Genomic DNA, 16,514 nt, shown 5'->3' with positions numbered 1-16,514 from the left:
TTGAGCGTGAGAAGCGACTGTCTCGGCAGTCAGGTAACGAAGCAGTGCGCAATCACCTCTTTACAGCTAACATGTTAGTTTGCTACATCTGATCCGTTCATTGGGAGGAAGCATAGTTGACACAAAAATTCGGGCTCTCGGTTGCTCTTGCCACGCCGTTCGACAGCAATGGCGATATTGCGATCGAGGCGATGATCGAGCAGGCACGCCGAAGCCTCGCTGCGGGGTGCTCGAGTGTGACTCTGTTCGGGACGACGGGTGAAGGTTCTTCCATCGGCACGCAGGAACGTGAGCGTGTTTTCGCTTCCTTGCTCGATAGTGGGATAGCAGCAAAGCAGATCATCGTCGGGGTGCTGGTCGACGCGGCCGAGGATGCGGCGATGCAGGCCGGCCATGCGCTTTCCAACGGAGCCCGCAATATCCTTCTTGCTCCTCCTTCCTATTTCAAGAACGTGAGTGATGACGGCGTCTTTCAGTGGTTTTCGGCTGTCTTCGCCATCCTGGGCGACAAGGCGCGAGACATTATCGTCTACAACATTCCCTCGGTCACCATGGTTCCGCTGAGCGTATCGCTGATCGGCCGGCTGCGGACCGCCTTTCCCAATGTGGTTACAGGCGTCAAGGATTCCTCCGGCGACTGGCCTTTTACCGAAACGCTGCTGAAGGCGCATGGCGATCTCGTCATCCTGGTGGGCGACGAACGTCACCTGGCGAAGGGCGTGCGGCTTGGCGGCCAGGGTGCGATCTCCGGCATGGCGAATTTCGTACCTCGCGAAGTCAAGCTGATGGCGGAGGAAGGCAAGGACGATTCTCGCATCGAGGATTTTGTGGACGAACTGCTGAAATTTCCGGTGACCGCTGCCGTGAAAGCGATGGTCGCTCATCTGACGTCGGATGAAATCTGGCTTGCGGTTCGCCCGCCACTCGTTTCAATATCTGGCGAAGGGCAGGCACAACTCGCTCTTGCGTTCGATACGCTTTTCCGCTCGAAGGCGGCATAGGTCGGAGATGTTTCTGGGAGAGGCGATGGACGGAACGGACGAGCAGCCGACACTGCGGGAAAAGGCGTATGAGAGCTTCACACGTCATCTTCTTGCGCGTGACGTGCGCCCCGGCCAGTTCGTTTCGCAGCGTCGTCTCGTCGAGTTGACGGGGCTGACGCTTGGCGCCATTCGCGAACTCATCCCCCGGCTGGAAGCCGAAGGGCTGATCAAGACGGTGCCCCAGCGGGGGTTGCAGATCGCTCATATCGATCTGAACCTCATTCGCGAGGCGTTCCAGCTGCGCGTATTCCTGGAGAAGGAAGCGGTCGCGCTTTTCACCCGCTCTGCGTCTCACGAGACGGTCGCCGGGCTCCTGAAGCAGCATCGGGACATCGCCGACGCCATTCGAAGCGGCGATGGATCGCACGAATTGGAGGTGCATGCGCAGGCTGTCGATTGGGGCATGCACGACGCCTTCATCGATGCCCTTGGAAATACCATCATCTCGAATGCCTACCGGGTGAACTCGATCAAGATGCGCCTGATCAGTCAGGACCGTTTTCGCATCGAAGGTCACGTCGGGCCTGTCATGGTTGAGCACTTGAAGGTGCTCGAGGCGATCGAACGACGATCGGCGGAGGACGCCGTCAACAGCCTTGTCGCACATATCAATCATGCAAGAGATCGTGCGCTCAGGATATAATCGGAAATAAACAGCCGGGGGTGAGGAGATCGCCGGCAAAAGGAGGAGGAATCACATGTCATCGTTTTTGAACCCGACGAGACGCGGCTTTCTGGCGGGTACGGCCGCTTTTGGCGCCAGCAGCATGCTCGGCGTCCGGTTGGCATCGGCTGCCGTCGATTGGAAGCGCTTTGCCGGCACGACGCTCGAAGTCAACCTGGTCAAGAGCCCGCGCAGCGAAATACTTCTGAAGTACCTGTCCGAATTCGAGGAACTCACCGGCATCAAGGTCAATGCCGAAGCGACGCCCGAACAACAGCAGCGCCAGAAGACGACCATCGAGCTGAGCTCCGGCAAGCCGAGCTTCGATGTCGTGCACATGAGCTATCATGTCCAGAAGCGGCAATTCGAAAAAGGCGGCTGGCTTGCCGATATCGGCGGTTTTCTCAAGGACCCCTCTCTGACCGACCCCTCTCTGGTTGAAACGGATTTCGCCGAAGCGGGCCTGACTTTTGCCAAAGATCCGGACGGCGTTCTGCGTTCGCTTCCATTCTCGGTCGATTACTGGATCATCTACTGGAACAAGACGCTGTTCGAGAAGAAGGGGCTTGCCTACCCGACGACGTTCGAAGAACTCGCCAGTGCTGCGGAAGCGCTCACCGATCCTTCGAGCAACACCTACGGCTTCGTCGCCCGCGGCCTGAAGAACGCCAATACGCCGGTCTGGACGTCGCTGCTGCTCGGCTATGGTTCGAGCCCGCTCGGCCCGGATGGCAAGCTGCGCACGACATCGCAGGAAGCGATCGATGCTGCGACGCTCTATCAAAAGCTGATGACCAAGACCGCCCCTCCCGGCGTTTCCGGCTTCAACTGGGCCGAGGCGCAGTCGGCCTTCCTGCAGGGCAAGATCGGCATGTGGCTGGACGGCGTCGGTTTTGCACCGCCGATCGAGAATCCGGAAAAGTCGCGTGTCGTCGGCCAAGTCGGTTACGGCATCATGCCGAAAGGTCCGAAGGCACAGGCCGCAGGCACCTTCGGCGACGGCCTTGGCGTCGTCGCGGCAAGCCAGAAGAAAGAAGCCGGGTACCTCTTCTGCCAATGGGCGATTTCGCATGAAATGGGCGCACGTCTGCTGCAGGCCGGCGCCGGCGTTCCTTTCCGCCAGTCCGTCCTCGAGGATGCGAAGGTCCGCGAAGGCGTCAAGATGCCGGGCGCCTGGCTTGATGCCGTCGTCGGTTCCGGCAAGATCTCGCAGCTCGCGCTGCCGGTCATTATTCCGGTCACCGAGTTCCGCGACGTCTATGGTGTCGGTCTCACCAACATGATCGGCGGCGCCGATCCCGAAACCGAGCTGAAGGCAGCGACGGCACAGTTCGAACCCGTCCTGGCGAAAAGCGAGGGATAATGGCCTCGACAAGCATCGAAACGGCCGCATTGGCCAAGACGTCGAAGGGAAGGAGCAAACCGGATCGGTTTGCTCCCAACTACTGGCCTTTCGTCATCCCGGCGCTCATCGTCATTGCGGCCGTCATCGTTTTCCCATGGGTGTTTACGCTTTGGATGAGCGTCAACAGCTGGACGCTCGGCCAGTCACAGGTCTTTGCAGGGCTGGACAATTACGCGCGCCTCGCCACCGACATGCGCTTTTGGGAGTCGCTGTGGCATACGGTGCTCTATACGACGCTCTCCGTTGTGGTTCCCCTTTTTCTGGGGACGCTCGCGGCGCTGATCTTCGATGCTCAATTTCCGTTGCGTGGTCTTATCCGCGGCATATTCGTGATGCCGATGATGGCCACACCTGTCGCCATCGCTCTCGTCTGGACGATGATGTACCATCCGCAGCTCGGCGTCCTCAACTATCTCCTCTCCTTCATCGGCATCGGCCCGCAGGAGTGGATTTATAATCAGAGCAGCGTCATCCCGTCGCTGGTGCTGGTCGAGACCTGGCAATGGACGCCGCTTATCATGCTGATCGTGCTCGGCGGTCTGGCGGCGGTCCCGCGTGAACCCTATGAGAGTGCTGAAATCGATGGAGCCAATGTCTGGCAAAAATTTCGCTATCTGACGCTGCCGATGATCGCGCCGTTCCTGATGATTGCCGTGATCATCCGCAGCATCGACGCGGTGAAAAGTTTCGACATCATCTATGCCATGACCCAAGGCGGCCCCGGCACGGCGTCGGAGACGATCAACATCTATCTCTACAACACCGCTTTCGCCTACTACGATATCGGGTATGGCTCGGCCATGGCGGTTGTCTTCTTCATCCTCATCGTACTGCTCTCCTTCGTCCTTATGATGCTCCGGCAGCGGGTGAACTGGTCCGACGGGGAGGCACGCTGATGAAGCGCAAGACGCTCGATCGCATCGGACTGCTGTTTGTTGCCCTGGTGATGATCTCACCGGTCGTCCTGTTCTTCCTCTGGATGATCTCGCTGTCGCTGAAATATGAGATCGACAACGGCGCCTATCCGCCGATCTTCATTCCGGAGCGCTTGGCCTGGTCGAACTATCTGAAGGTTTTCGAGGAGAACAATTTCTTCCTCTATCTCTGGAATTCGGTGCTGGTGACGGGTGCCGCCACGCTTCTGGCGCTGCTGATCGGCGTGCCGGCCGGATATGGCATCGCGCGGCTGAAGGCCGAGAAGTCCGCGATGGTCATCATGATCGCGCGCATGACGCCCGGCCTTTCCTTCCTGATCCCGCTCTTCCTGCTGTTCCAGTGGCTGAACCTGCTCGGCACGCTCATGCCGCAGATCATCATCCATCTCGTGGTCACCGTGCCGATCGTCGTATGGATCATGATCGGTTATTTCGAAACGACGCCGATGGAGCTGGAAGAGGCTGCAAGCATCGACGGCGCAACGCCCTGGCAGGTTTTCCGCCTGGTCGCCTTGCCGATCGCCAGGCCGGGCATCGTTGTCGCCTTCATTCTGTCGGTCATCTTCTCGTGGAACAACTTCGTCTTCGGCATCGTGCTTGCCAGCCGCGAGACGCGCACGCTTCCCGTCGCCGTCTACAACATGCTCTCTTTCGAGCAGGTCAGTTGGGGACCATTGGCGGCGGCGGCGTTGATCGTCACCTTGCCCGTGCTGATATTGACGGTGTTTGCACAACGGCAGATCGTGGCGGGCCTGACGGCCGGAGCCGTCAAGTAAGCGGGTGAGACAAAGGCTTTGACGACTTCTTCTGCCTTCGATGCGCCTCCCGGTCGGGAGCGCCGCGTTTTGTGTGTCGGCGCGGCGGTTATGGACACTCTGTTTCGGGTGCGCACCTTGCCGACCGGCCAGGGCAAAATTCTGCCCTACGATATGCTCCAGATCGCCGAAGGCATGGCATCGAGTGCGGCCTTTGCGGTCGCCCGGCTGGGCGGCGATGCCAGCCTCTGGGGCGCAGTCGGCAATGACGCCGTTGGCGAACGGATCATTGCTGATCTCAGCGAGAGCGGCATAGACACGAGCGGCATGCTGCGCGTCGAAGACGCCCGCTCGGCGATCTCGACCATCCTTGTCGACGACCAGGGCGAACGCTTGATCGTGCCCTTCTACGATGCGGGCCTGCATGAAACGGTCAAGCCGGTCACCAGACAGGAGGTTTCATCTTTCGATGCGGTGCTGGTCGACGTGCGGTGGCCGAAGCTTGCATTGCGAACGCTATTGGCCGCCCGAGAGGCGGGAAAGCCGGCCATTCTCGATGGCGACGTTGCAGGCGATGGCGTGATCGAGATGCTTGCACCGGCGGCCAGCCACATCGTATTCTCGCAGCCGGCCGCCGAGCGGCTTGCGGGTGCAGCCGAGCTGGTGAAGATCGTCGGCCTTCTGAAACGAAAGTTCGAGCGAGCTTTCATCAGCGTCACGGCTGGCGAAAATGGTTCCTTCTGGTTCGATGACCGAACCGGTGAAATCGCCCATCTTGCCGCTCCGAAGGTGAGGGCGGTCGATACGCTCGCAGCCGGCGATATCTTTCATGGCGCTTTCGCGCTGGCTGTCGCCGAAGGCTTGCCGATCGAAGAGACGATGCGCTGGGCATCCATGGCGGCAGCGCTCAAATGCCAGGTATTCGGCGGTCGTACAGGCGCGCCCAGCAGAGCCGAGGTCTGCGATGGCCTGCGGGATTGGGACGTGCCGATGACCAAGATGACGGATCGTCAATGGAAGAGGTCCGAACGCCAATAGCCTAAGGCTGAAATGATCGCAGCGACGGGGCGTGTGACAATCCAGGCAACAACAATGTTGCCCGCCAAGCCCCAGCGTTGATCGTATGGGTGGTCGAAAGCGGAATGCCTAGCCAGGTTGCGCCAACCAATGTCAGAGCTCCACCTGTTTCGGCACAAAAGGCCTGCATTGGGTTGAGACGCGTACTCTTCGATCCCATGGCGTGGACCATCCGCCAGCCGCCGAAAAGCGTACCGAGTGCTAACGCACTTTGGCATGAAAGGACGACCAAGAGCGGCCCATGGAAATCACCCGCCAACTATCCAAGCGAATATAGCAAACGGCGATGATGCCCATCGTCTTTTGAGCGTCATTGCCCCTATGGCCGAGGGAATAGAGGGAGGCGGACACAAACTGGAGGGCTATCAGGCGAGCCATCCCAAAACCGGGCCAGGGCGCAAATCGATCTGCCAGTCAACTCATACTTCCAGCCAGCCGCGCTATATGACCGTCGGGCTTGGTGTCATCGAGTGTTCATATGAACATTCCATATTTGCAAAGTGAAACTCGCCTGTTACGATCGGCTCACGTTCGTAGCGGGAGGCTATGAATCGACAACAAGTGGGAGTGAGAATGAACAAGATCGCTTTTTTCCTGTCCGCAGGACTGACCAGCCTTTCGTTATCCGTTCCGGCCATGGCCGCCACGAAGATCCAGTGGTGGCACGCAATGGGCGGCGAGAATGGCGCGAAGCTTGAACAGATCGCCAAGGGGTTCAACGCGTCTCAATCTGACTATGAGATCGTCCCGGTCTTCAAAGGCACCTATGACGAGACGCTGACCGGCGCAATTGCTGCGTTTCGTGCCAACCAGCAGCCGGCAATCGTACAGGTCTATGAAGTCGGCACCGGCACGATGATGGCAGCACAAGGCGCGGTCTATCCCGTCTACCAGTTGATGAAAGACGAGGGGGAGGCCTGGGACCAGAGCAAATTCATTGCGCCGGTCGTCGGCTATTACTCAGACACCAGCGGCAACGTCTTGTCCTTGCCGTTCAATTCCTCGACGCCGATCATGTATTACAACAAGGATGTCTTCAAAAAGGCGGGGCTCGATCCGGAAACACCGCCAAAAACATGGGCGGACGTCGAAGCCTTTTCGCGGACGATCATGAAGTCCGGCGCAGCCAAATGCGGCTTTACCAGCGCCTGGATCTCCTGGATCCAGACCGAAAACCTCAATGCCTTGCATGACAAGCCTTACTCCACCAAGGCCAACGGTTTTGGCGGCTTGGATGCGGAATTCACCTTCAACAACGATCTGACGATCCGCCATTGGGGCAATCTGAAGAAGTGGCAGGACGAGGGGCTCTTCAAATTCGGCGGGCCTGGCGGCGGCGATAATGCTCCTCCGATGTTCTATTCGCAGGAATGCGCGATGTACATGAATTCCTCGGCCGGCCGGGCCGGTGTCATCAACAACGCGAAGGCTTTCAAGGTCGGGTTTGCGCCGCTTCCCTACTATGACGACGTCATTCCGCAGCCGCTCAATTCGATTATCGGCGGCGCCACGCTCTGGACGCTGAAAGGTCGCCCGGAAGAGGAGTACAAAGGGGTCGCGAAATTCTTCACCTACCTGCAGAAGCCGGAAGTCCAAGCCGATTGGCATCAGTTCTCGGGCTACCTGCCGATAACCGAGGCTGCGTATAAGCTGGGCCAGGACCAGGGCTACTACGAGAAGAATCCCGGAGCAGATATCGGCATCAAGCAACTGACGCGGGTGACACCCACCGACAATTCGAAGGGTATCCGGTTCGGCAACTACGTCCAGGTGCGTGGCATCATCGACGACGAGTTTGCAGCCTTGCTGGGTGGGAAGAAGACGGCGAAGGAAGCGGTTGATTCCGTAGTCGCACGAGGCAACGAACAGCTTCGCGATTTCCAGTCCGCCAACTAATGGGCTTCGCGACGGGGGCTGATGAGAGACCGGCCCCCGTTTCCCATCCGTCAGTGTGAGGGCCTATGCAAACCAAACGGACCGTATTTCCCAACAAGCTTTTGCCTTACCTGCTCATCGCACCCCAAATTTTCGTGACCGTGGTATTCTTCCTCTGGCCCGCGGCAACTGCATTCTGGCAATCTTTCCTGCGCCAGGACGCTTTCGGTTTCAAAACGACCTTCGTCTGGTTCGAAAACTACCGTCGGCTCTTCGCCGATCCGATCTACATCAATGCCTTTGGCCATACGCTCATCTTCGCCATTCTTGTGACGGTCCTCTCAACGGCGATTGCGCTGCTCCTGGCTGCAGCGGCGATGCGCGTGTTGCGCACCTCTCGAATTTATTCGACATTGCTCATCTGGCCATATGCCGTCGCCCCCGCGATCGCCGGCATTCTTTGGTGGTTCATGTTCAATCCGTCGATCGGTATCGTCGCCTATATGTTGCGGGCGATGGGGATCAACTGGAACCATCTGATCAATCCAGATGATGCCATGGTCCTGATCGTCATCGCGGCGACGTGGAAGCAGATTTCCTATAATTTCTTATTCTTCTTGGCTGCGCTGCAATCCGTCCCGCGTTCGCTTCAGGAAGCCGGGGCCATCGACGGAGCCGGTCCTGTGAAGCGTTTCTGGACGATCGTGTTCCCGCTGATCTCACCGACAACCTTCTATCTGATCGTCATCAATATCGTTTACGCGATGTTCGATACCTTCGGCATCATTCATGCGACCACCCAAGGCGGACCGGCGCGTGCAACCGAGATCCTTGTCTACAAGGTCTATTTCGACGGCTTCATCGGTCTGAATTTGGGTTCGTCGGCGGCGCAGTCGGTCATTCTCATGGTGATCGTCATCGCTCTGACCGCGGTCCAATTCCGTTTCATTGAACGCCGCGTGCAATATTGAGGAATCCCGAGGATGGTTGAAAATCGCCCTTTCCTGAATTTCCTGGCGCACCTTGTCCTCATCATTGGCGTCACGATCGTCGTATTTCCGGTCTACGTGGCTTTCATCGCATCGAGCCACGGCCCAAACGACTTCCTGTCAGGCGTCGTGCCGCTGACTCCGGGAAGCCACATCATCGAGAACTATTCGACGATGCTGTCCTCCGGAATGACAAGCTCGGGGGCGCCGCCGATCGGGCCGATGATGATCAACTCGCTGATCATGGCGGTTGGCGTCGCCGTCGGGAAGATCGCTATTTCGATCCTTTCGGCCTTTGCTATCGTCTATTTCCGGTTTCCGTTCCGGACCTTGGCATTTTGGATGATCTTCATCACGCTGATGCTGCCGGTCGAGGTGCGCATCGTGCCGACCTACAAAGTCGTCGCCGATCTCGGAATGCTGAACAATTACGGCGGCCTCATCATTCCGCTGATCGCATCGGCAACGGCAACCTTCCTGTTTCGTCAGTTCTTTCTGACTGTCCCCGACGAACTCATGGAGGCTGCCCGTGTCGATGGGGCAGGGCCGATGAAGTTCTTCCGGGATATTCTGCTGCCGCTGTCGATCACCAATATCGCGGCGCTCTTCATCATCTTATTCGTGCTCGGCTGGAACCAGTATCTCTGGCCGCTCATCATAACGACCGACCAGAGCTTCTATACCGTCGTGATGGGAATCCAGCGCATGGCAGCGGTTGCCGATGCCGAACCGCGCTGGAATCTCGTGATGGCAGCGGTGATTCTGGCCGCACTACCACCTGTCCTCGTCATCGTCGCCATGCAACGCCTTTTTGTCAAAGGCCTGGTCGAAACGGAGAAATGAAATGGCAACGATCAACATCATCGACGTCAAGAAGAATTATGGCACCGTCCCGGCGGTCAAAGGCATCAACCTGTCTGTTGCGGATGGCGAACTCATCGTGCTCGTCGGCCCCTCGGGTTGTGGTAAGTCAACTTTGCTTCGCATGATTGCCGGGCTGGAAACGATCAGCGAGGGCCATGTCGAGATTGCCGGCCGCAATGTCAACAAGGCAGAGCCCGCCGACCGCGATATCGCCATGGTCTTTCAGAATTATGCGCTCTATCCGCATATGACCGTACGCGGAAATCTCGAATATGGTTTGAAAAATCGCGGCACCGAACGGGCGGAAATCAACCGCCGTGTGGCGGAGGCTGCCGAGATCCTCGAAATCGGGCCGATGTTGGATCGTAAACCTCGCGAGCTCTCCGGCGGGCAGCGCCAGCGCGTTGCGATGGGGCGCGCGATCGTTCGCGAGCCGGCCGCCTTCCTGTTCGATGAGCCTCTGTCCAATCTCGATGCCAAATTGCGGGTGCAGATGCGCGTTGAAATACGCCGGCTGCAACGGCGCCTGAAGACCACCAGCATCTACGTCACCCATGACCAGCTTGAAGCGATGACGCTGGCAGACCGGCTGGTCGTGATGAACGGAGGACTTGTCGAACAGGTCGGCACGCCCGTGGCGGTCTACGATCGCCCGGCGAGCCTGTTTGTCGCCAGCTTCATCGGCTCGCCGCCTATGAATCTCGTGCCGATCGACGTCCTTAGGGCAGCCGACAGCGCAAGTGCCCTGGCATTGCCGGCCCGCACCGACATGGTCGGCCTTCGTCCGGACGCGTTGCTCGTCACCAAGCCGGTAGAGCCTTCCGTTCGTCTCAATGCAACGGTCGAATTGCTCGAGCCCATCGGGGGAGAAAGCCATCTGCATGTGCGATTGGGCGGAAGCCAGCAGACGGTCGTCCTGACCGTACCGGGTCGTCCGGATTTTGCCGAGAATGCAAATATCGACGTCTTCGCACGTGTCGGCGCGATGCATCCCTTCAACAGCGATACCGGAAAACGCACAGATTGACTCCGGCTTATTATTTCTCCATCCCACCCCAGAAGACGACGAAAGAGATGAGACGATGACGACCGTAGAGCCGCGATCCGGCCCGAGACGCAGTGAGGTTCAGGCGCATCGAGGCGCCTCTGCCATTGCGCCCGAGAATACCATTGCCGCTTTCCGGGCGGCCGCCGAACAAGGTGCGGAATGGGTCGAACTCGATGTTGCACTTCTTGCTGACGGTACCCCGGTCGTCATCCACGACGTCTCCATCGATCGCTGTTCGTCGTCGAAGGGAAATCTTGCCGACCTCACCGCGTCGGATCTCGACGCCATCGATGCCGGCTCATGGTTCAGCCCGAAATTCAAAGGCGAACCACTGCCGACGCTGGCCCGCGTTGTTTCGGCGCTGGGCGAACTCGGCCTCAACGCCAATGTCGAGATCAAGCAGCACGCCCATCACAAGTCACTCGGCCAGCTGGTCAAACTCGTTGATCAACATCTGAAGGCGCGGCCGCCGCATACCAAGATCATGATCTCGAGCTTTGATGCCGCTGCGCTGAAGGGAATGTACGAGATCGATCCAAGCTACGAGCTCGCCATGCTGTGGAGCAAGCTGCCTGCGGATTGGACCGATATCCTTCGGTCAATACCAGCAAAGACCATCCATCTTGACTACAAGGCTCTCAGTATCGGGTTTCTCGAAGAGGCTGTTCGTCGCGGCATCTCGGTGCGGGCTTGGACCTGCAACGATCCCAGGCGGCTCGCATCTTTCTGGGATGTCGGTTTGACCGGTGTGATAACAGACGACCCCAGTGTCTACCTCACGTAAGGAGCGGCGATGGGGCAGCGGATCATATCGAGCCGGCAACGTGAGATCCTCGCGCTGATCGAGACGGAAGGTGTTCAGTACATCGAGGAACTGGCACGTCGATACGAACTGACGACGCAGACGATCCGGCGCGATATCAATGCATTATGCGATCTCGGGCACGCGCGCCGCTTTCACGGCGGCGTCGATCTGCCGGTCGAAGGCAGCAACATCTCGCTCAATGCTCGCGCCCAACTCAATCGGCGCGCCAAGCGGCTTATCGCCAAGCGTGTCGCTTCCGATATAGGTGCAGACGCGACAGTGTTTCTCGGGATCGGCAGTACGGTTCAATTCGTTGCCGAGGCGCTGCGTGATCATCAGGGGCTGACGGTGATCACCAACAACATCCACGTCGCCTTGAGCCTTTGCGACGCGCCGAGCGTCGAGGTTCATTTGACGGGCGGTCTTTTGCGTCACGATGACCGCGACGTGGTCGGCACGGATGTGATCAGGTTCGTCGAAAAATTCTATGCGACTTACGCAATCGTCGGCGCAGGCGCTTTGAGCCCGCTGAACGGACTGATGGACTTCAGCTACAGCGAAGCCCAGATCACCAATGCTCTGCTGGAGAATTCACAAACGCAGATTCTGGCCGCGGACGTCAGCAAGTGGACGCGCAACGCGGCCGTGCGTGTTGCGCCATTCAGCAAACTCACCCGTTTCTACACCGATCGGCTGCCTGGCGACGCGGCCGCCACCAATGCTCTCGCCGAGAGCGGCTTGGATGTGGTCACATGCAGCGAGGATATGACATGAGCTATGTAGACCTGGCGCCATCAGCTCGTGAGTTGCAGGATGTGCGCTACCTGTTCACCGACATCGACGATACCCTGACGACAGAGGGTAAACTTCTGCCGCAGACCTACGGCGCTCTCTGGGATCTCAGCCGGGCCGGCATTGCTGTCGTGCCGGTGACGGGCGGCTCAGCCGGATGGTGCGAACATATCGTTCGTGCCTGGCCGGTAGCCGCGGTCATCGGCGAAAGTGGCGCATATTGTGTCACCCGTCAGGACGGCGCAGTCGTCTTCGACTATTGGGAGGACGCCACCCTGCAGGCTGAGCGCCAGCGCCAGCATCTTCAGGCAATCAAAGAGCTGGTCTCTCAGGGTAGCAAGACGTTCAAAATTGCCCACGATCAGGTCTTCCGGCTGGCGGACGTCGCGATCGATATCCAGGGTCACGACCCGCGTGAGGTCGAGGACCTCGCATCCAGTATAAGAGCCATTGGCGGAACGGTTGCGATCAGCTCCATTCACATCAACACATGGATCGGCGCTTACAACAAGCGCTCGATGAGCGAACGCGTTCTAACCGAGATGTTTGGTGTCGATCCCGATGAAACGGCCGCTGTGACCGCCTTCGTCGGTGACTCTCGAAATGATGCACCGATGTTTGGCTTTATCCGCAACTCCTTCGGGGTCAACAACATCATCCCGGTTCTTTCACAATTACAATACGCGCCGAAATGGGTCTCGTCGCAGCCCGCCGGGCTTGGCTTTGCCGATATTGCCCGAACGATCTTGAACGCGGCTGGCGCAGGTTCTGAGACGTCTCGTCAGCTTTTGACCGAGCCTGCGGTCATGCCTGCCAGGAAGTAGCGTTGAGCAACCAGGTAGAGTACCAGAAGAGGAAGCGAACCGAGCACGCTCATCGCCATCATCTCGTTCCATTCGAAGGCGTGCTGGCCCATCAGAAGCTGGATGCCGATCGGAACCGTCCGGAGGTCCATCGATTTCGTCAGAGTCAGCGCGAAGAGGAATTCGTTCCAGGCCAGCAGGAAAGTGTAGACCGCCGTGGCGACGATCCCGGGGATGGAAACGGGAACGATGACGCGCCAGAGCGCCGTCCAGCTTGAACCGCCGTCGACCAGGACGGCCTCGTCCAGCTCTTTCGGCAGGGTGTTGAGATAACCTGTCATCAGCAGGACGGCGTAAGGCAGGGTGAAGACCATGTAGGTGAGGATCAGCGCCAAATAGGTATCGAAGATCCTGAAGGCGACCACCATTCCGAAATAGGGGATGAGAAGGGTGATCGGCGGAACGGTCTGGGTACTGATGATGAAGATGTTCAAGGTGTTCTTGAACCGGAACTGATAGCGGCTGAAGCCGTAGGCGGTTACGATCGCGACGACCAGGGTCAGGGCGGTGACGACGCCGGCGACGAAGTAACTGTTGATGAAGAACCGCACTTTCACGGGATCGTTGAAGATCGTCAGATAGGCGGCCACCGTAAAGTCATCCGGCAACAGCCGCGGCGGAAGGGCGAAGATTTCCGTGTTCGACTTCAGCGAACTGAAAAACATCCACACGATCGGAAAGGCCGAAAAGACGAGGCCGATCGCCAGGCCGAGATAGGTCAGGATGGTCGGCAATACCGAGCTTTTGAAGGAACGCTTTGCCATGGATCACCTGCGCTGCTGGTGTTTGATGTAGAAGTAGGTGACGCTCATCGAGATGATGAGGATGATCATTGCGCTCGCCGAAGCCAGCGAGAATTCGTACTGGGAGAAGGCGAGCTTGTAAGTGAAGGTGGAGAGCACTTCCGTCGAATAGATCGGGCCACCGCCCGTCGTCATCCATACGAGTGGAAAAACCTGCATCGTCCAGATGAAATCGAGGAGCGCGATGCTGATGATGATCGGCATCAGCTGCGGAATGGTGATGTACCAGAACTTTTGGATTTCGTTGGCGCCATCGATACCGGCCGCCTCGTAAAGCTCCTTCGAAATGCCCTGGAGGCCGGCGAGCAGGCTGACCATGTAGAGCGGATAGCCTGCCCAGATGTTTGCGAAGGTCAAAGCATGGATGGCGGTGCGCGTGGAGGAGAACCACTCGACCTTGAAGTTGATGATATGGAGCGCCATCAGCACGCTGTTGACGACGCCGTTCGGGTCGAGCAGCAGGCGCCAGATGATGGCGATGATGACGGCCGTGAACAGCCAGGGCAGGATGAAGAGCACGCGCAGGATGCTGCGAATGAGCGGATCGACGCGGTTGGTGTTCAACAGCAGCGCGAAGGCCAGGCCGATGATGAAGTGAAAGATGACGCTCATGATGGTGAAATAAAGCGTCTGTACGACGGACTGCCAGAAGACCGGATTCTCGAAGATGGTCATATAATTCTGGACGCCCGCGAAGGCAGCGTCCTTTTTCATGATGGCGCCGTCCATCAGTGAATATTTGAAGACCATCACCATGGGAAACAGCATCAGCAGGACAAGCAGCAGGGTCGCCGGCGAAACGTAGAAATACGGCACCAGCTTCCTCAGGGTGCTGTAACGAAGCCATCCTTTTCTTCGCGCTTTGGCTTGCGCAGCGACCAGAGCCGTAGCCGAATGATTCATGAGCTGTGACTTTCTATTCTGCCGAAATTTGACGACTTGCACCGGCAGCGCCTGGTTGCGCTGCCGGTGATCCGTGAAAGCGACGTGCTTAGAACTTCGCCAGCCAAGCCTTCTCGGTATTGGCAGCTGCCTCCTTGGCTGACTGCCCGCCGTCGAACATCTTCTGAACTTCGACGTTCATGTCGCGCATCAGCTCTTCGGCAACCGGAAGGCCGACGAATTCGTTCGCAGGATAGCCGCTCTGGAAGATTTTGAAGGCTTCCGCGAAGATCGGGTCCGAGGCCACGAAGTCCGGCTTGGCATGGACGTTGCCGGGGAAGGCGTTGGCAATCGAGACGAGACGGCCGTTGACGTCAGGGCTCATCAGGTATTCGACGAGCTTCCAGGCTTCTTCCTTGTGCTGGCTGCCTTCGCTGATGCCGATGCCCCAGGAGGCATAGGGCATGCCGCGCTTGCCGGTGTAGCCGTCAGTGGCGGGCAAAGCGGAGATGCCGAAATTGAGCTTCGGATTGCGCTCGCGGATCAGGTTCACATGGGCGAGGGAGTCGACCATCATGCCGACGCGGCCATTGACGAATTCCTCGACCTTGTCCTGTTCCTTCTTGGCAAAAATGCCGGGAGAAATAACGCCTTCCTTGTTGAGGGAAGCGATATAGTCGAGCGTGCCGACGACGGCGTCATTTTCGAGGTCAGGCTTGCCGTCCTTCAGCATCGAGGCACCGGAGGCCCAGACCCAGGACATGACGTCGTTCTGGATTCCGCTCGGAGACTGCAGCGATAGCGGCAGGACCCAGCCGTACTGGTTCTTCGAGGCGTCGGTCATCTTCTTCGCTGCTTCGGCAAATTCCGTGCGCGTGGCCGGCAGCTTGTCGACGCCGGCGGCCTTGGCGATATCGAGGTTCACGAAGACCGGGTAGACGAAGGATGCCAGCGGGAACATCACGCTCTTGCCATCGACCTTGACGATATCGGTGATCTGGCTCTTGTCGTATTTCGCCTTCTCCATCAGTTCGTCCATGGAGGCGATCGCGCCCTGCTTGGAGAGCCCGTTTACCCAGGCACCATCGAGGCCTACCACGTCGCTGAGCGTTCCGGAGGCGGCGCCGACGACGATCTGGTCGCGCGTCGTGGCATAGGGGCCGCTGACCAGCGTCACCTTGATGCCGGGGTTTTTGGCTTCGAAATCGTTCATGATGCCGCGCAGAGCGCCCGACGGCATTTCGGGTTCCCACCATTGAATGAACTCGATGGTGGTGTCGGCAAACGCCGATGTGGCGCAGAGCGCCCATACCGCCACGGCAGCCCGCATCGTCACGCCGAATTTTCTGATATTCATTTGTGCCTCCCAAAGATTGTCAGTTAATCGATCCTCCTCAAGATCGTAGGCAAAGTAGGTTCCCTGAAGCCCCCATCTGTCAATGAAGAACTGCGATCGGGAAAAGATGGGAGGCCGGCATTCACCGCGCGTGTTGCGTTAAATCATTGATAAAAAATCATAAAATTGGTTGACATCATCAGTGTTTTTCTGCAGCATTTGTATTGCTTGTGACGCATTTTTTCTTTACTTTCGTAAACAAATGAAAGTTTACCCAACAAAATGAAAAGCGTGGCACCTGGCTTCTTCACTGCAAATTTTCGAATTTTGGGTGCTGAAACAAGCGCCTTTTGCAACCACGCGGCGCAGACTGCACAA

Annotated in this window: 16 protein-coding genes and 1 pseudogene; 13 read left to right on the top strand and 4 right to left on the bottom strand. The window is 58.2% G+C overall.

Translation table 11 applies throughout. From position 1 onward, the window contains the following. The first annotated feature begins 116 nt into the window (after nt 1-116). Genes OLZ32_RS31950 through OLZ32_RS31925 form a run of 6 tightly spaced genes read left to right on the top strand, consistent with a single transcriptional unit; the run spans nt 117 to nt 5,840 of the window. Nucleotides 117-1,001 (top strand): dihydrodipicolinate synthase family protein, encoded by an 885-nt coding sequence (locus OLZ32_RS31950; protein ID WP_017991333.1) that lies wholly within the window; start codon nt 117-119, stop codon nt 999-1,001. A gap of 7 nt (nt 1,002-1,008) precedes the next feature. After that, nucleotides 1,009-1,686: a GntR family transcriptional regulator gene (locus OLZ32_RS31945; protein WP_017991332.1), complete on the top strand. Its 678-nt coding sequence runs from the start codon at nt 1,009-1,011 to the stop codon at nt 1,684-1,686. A 55-nt stretch (nt 1,687-1,741) separates the two neighbouring features. Beyond that, nucleotides 1,742-3,070, top strand: a complete 1,329-nt coding sequence (locus OLZ32_RS31940; protein ID WP_003550137.1) for an ABC transporter substrate-binding protein — start codon at nt 1,742-1,744, stop codon at nt 3,068-3,070. Next, nucleotides 3,070-4,008, top strand: a complete 939-nt coding sequence (locus tag OLZ32_RS31935) for a carbohydrate ABC transporter permease (protein WP_017991331.1) — start codon at nt 3,070-3,072, stop codon at nt 4,006-4,008. Before OLZ32_RS31940 ends, OLZ32_RS31935 begins: the two co-directional genes overlap by 1 nt. Further along, nucleotides 4,008-4,823 carry a carbohydrate ABC transporter permease gene (locus OLZ32_RS31930; RefSeq protein ID WP_003550140.1) on the top strand — a complete coding sequence of 272 codons (816 nt, stop codon included), beginning with the start codon at nt 4,008-4,010 and terminating at the stop codon, nt 4,821-4,823. The genes OLZ32_RS31935 and OLZ32_RS31930 overlap by 1 nt, the downstream gene beginning before the upstream one ends. An 18-nt stretch (nt 4,824-4,841) precedes the next feature. Next, complete coding sequence (locus tag OLZ32_RS31925; protein WP_264396289.1) at nt 4,842-5,840, top strand: sugar kinase; 999 nt, start codon at nt 4,842-4,844, stop codon at nt 5,838-5,840. Here the strand turns inward: OLZ32_RS31925 and OLZ32_RS31920 are convergent. Then, nucleotides 5,813-6,239, bottom strand: a pseudogene (locus OLZ32_RS31920) (anion permease); the annotation flags it as partial. The gene OLZ32_RS31925 and the pseudogene OLZ32_RS31920 sit on opposite strands and share 28 nt — an antisense overlap. 213 nt (nt 6,240-6,452) lie before the next feature. Here OLZ32_RS31920 and ugpB point away from each other — a divergent pair. The 7 genes from ugpB to OLZ32_RS31885 all read left to right on the top strand — a co-directional run bounded on the left by ugpB (nt 6,453) and on the right by OLZ32_RS31885 (nt 13,076). Next, nucleotides 6,453-7,775, top strand: coding sequence for a sn-glycerol-3-phosphate ABC transporter substrate-binding protein UgpB (gene ugpB / locus OLZ32_RS31915; RefSeq protein ID WP_026160235.1), 1,323 nt, complete (start codon nt 6,453-6,455; stop codon nt 7,773-7,775). Nucleotides 7,776-7,840: 65 nt separating this feature from the next. Continuing rightward, the gene (ugpA, locus tag OLZ32_RS31910) at nt 7,841-8,725 is read left to right on the top strand and encodes a sn-glycerol-3-phosphate ABC transporter permease UgpA (protein ID WP_018073118.1); all 885 of its coding nucleotides are present in this window, start codon (nt 7,841-7,843) and stop codon (nt 8,723-8,725) included. Nucleotides 8,726-8,737: 12 nt separating this feature from the next. Next, nucleotides 8,738-9,586, top strand: coding sequence for a sn-glycerol-3-phosphate ABC transporter permease UgpE (gene ugpE / locus OLZ32_RS31905; RefSeq protein WP_003562583.1), 849 nt, complete (start codon nt 8,738-8,740; stop codon nt 9,584-9,586). 1 nt (nt 9,587) lies between these two features. Continuing rightward, nucleotides 9,588-10,634: a sn-glycerol-3-phosphate import ATP-binding protein UgpC gene (locus OLZ32_RS31900; protein WP_264396288.1), complete on the top strand. Its 1,047-nt coding sequence runs from the start codon at nt 9,588-9,590 to the stop codon at nt 10,632-10,634. 55 nt (nt 10,635-10,689) lie between these two features. After that, nucleotides 10,690-11,439, top strand: coding sequence for a glycerophosphoryl diester phosphodiesterase (locus OLZ32_RS31895; protein WP_264424345.1), 750 nt, complete (start codon nt 10,690-10,692; stop codon nt 11,437-11,439). Nucleotides 11,440-11,448: 9 nt separating this feature from the next. Further along, entirely contained in the window at nt 11,449-12,234 is a 786-nt protein-coding gene (locus OLZ32_RS31890; RefSeq protein WP_264396286.1) for a DeoR/GlpR family DNA-binding transcription regulator, read from the top strand. After that, complete coding sequence (locus OLZ32_RS31885; protein WP_264424343.1) at nt 12,231-13,076, top strand: HAD-IIB family hydrolase; 846 nt, start codon at nt 12,231-12,233, stop codon at nt 13,074-13,076. The genes OLZ32_RS31890 and OLZ32_RS31885 overlap by 4 nt, the downstream gene beginning before the upstream one ends. Here the strand turns inward: OLZ32_RS31885 and OLZ32_RS31880 are convergent. The 3 genes from OLZ32_RS31880 to OLZ32_RS31870 form a co-directional block, all read right to left on the bottom strand. Then, nucleotides 13,034-13,879: a carbohydrate ABC transporter permease gene (locus OLZ32_RS31880; RefSeq protein ID WP_003550150.1), complete on the bottom strand. Its 846-nt coding sequence runs from the start codon at nt 13,877-13,879 to the stop codon at nt 13,034-13,036. The genes OLZ32_RS31885 and OLZ32_RS31880 overlap by 43 nt on opposite strands. Before the next feature lie 3 nt (nt 13,880-13,882). Continuing rightward, complete coding sequence (locus OLZ32_RS31875; RefSeq protein WP_003550151.1) at nt 13,883-14,821, bottom strand: carbohydrate ABC transporter permease; 939 nt, start codon at nt 14,819-14,821, stop codon at nt 13,883-13,885. A gap of 88 nt (nt 14,822-14,909) precedes the next feature. Continuing rightward, complete coding sequence (locus tag OLZ32_RS31870) at nt 14,910-16,157, bottom strand: ABC transporter substrate-binding protein (protein WP_003550152.1); 1,248 nt, start codon at nt 16,155-16,157, stop codon at nt 14,910-14,912. Nucleotides 16,158-16,514: the final 357 nt, after the last annotated feature.

Source organism: Rhizobium acaciae (assembly GCF_025941625.1).
Lineage (GTDB): Bacteria > Pseudomonadota > Alphaproteobacteria > Rhizobiales > Rhizobiaceae > Rhizobium > Rhizobium acaciae.
Note: the sequence above shows the minus strand (reverse complement) of the source record. Positions and strands in the feature narration are given on the sequence as shown.